The sequence below is a fragment of the Sphaerisporangium aureirubrum genome (genome assembly GCF_042658925.1).
In the GTDB taxonomy this organism is placed as follows: domain Bacteria; phylum Actinomycetota; class Actinomycetes; order Streptosporangiales; family Streptosporangiaceae; genus Sphaerisporangium; species Sphaerisporangium aureirubrum.
Genome location: NZ_JBHSRF010000243.1, coordinates 1 through 503 on the forward strand (window position 1 = coordinate 1; position 503 = coordinate 503).

General features: G+C 74.4%; 1 pseudogene. It reads left to right on the forward strand.

Annotation, left to right across the window (positions count from 1 at the left end):
- Nucleotides 1-503: pseudogene (locus ACFP1K_RS41350) on the forward strand (PucR family transcriptional regulator); the annotation flags it as partial.

Here is a 503-nt window from a genome sequence, read left to right on the forward strand (position 1 = left end):
TGCACCGCCTGGAGCACGCCTCCGGGGAACTGGCCAGCGCCAGCGTGGCCGAGATGGAGCAGCGCCTGCCCTGGTTCCAGCGGCTCCCCGCGGATCAGCGGGCGAGCGTGCTGCTGGTGACCCAGACCGGCGTGTCCAACTTCGTCGCGTGGCTGCAGGACTCCACCGAGGCGATCCGGCTCACCGCCGAGGCCTTCCGCACGGCGCCGCGGGACCTGTCCCGGTGGGTGAGCCTGCGGCAGACGCTGGAGCTGGTGCGGGTGGCCATCGACGTGTTCGAGCAGCGGCTGCCGGGACTGGCCGCCGACGACACCGAGCACCGGTGGCTGACCGAGTCGATCCTGCGCTACACCCGCGAGATCGCGTTCGCCGCGGCCACCTCGTACGCGGCCGCTGCCGAGTCGCGCGGCGCGTGGGACGCGCGGCTGGAGGCGCTCGTGGTGGACGGCATCGTCCGCGGGGACGCCGAGGAGTCGCTGCTCTCGCGCGCCTCCGCGCTCGGC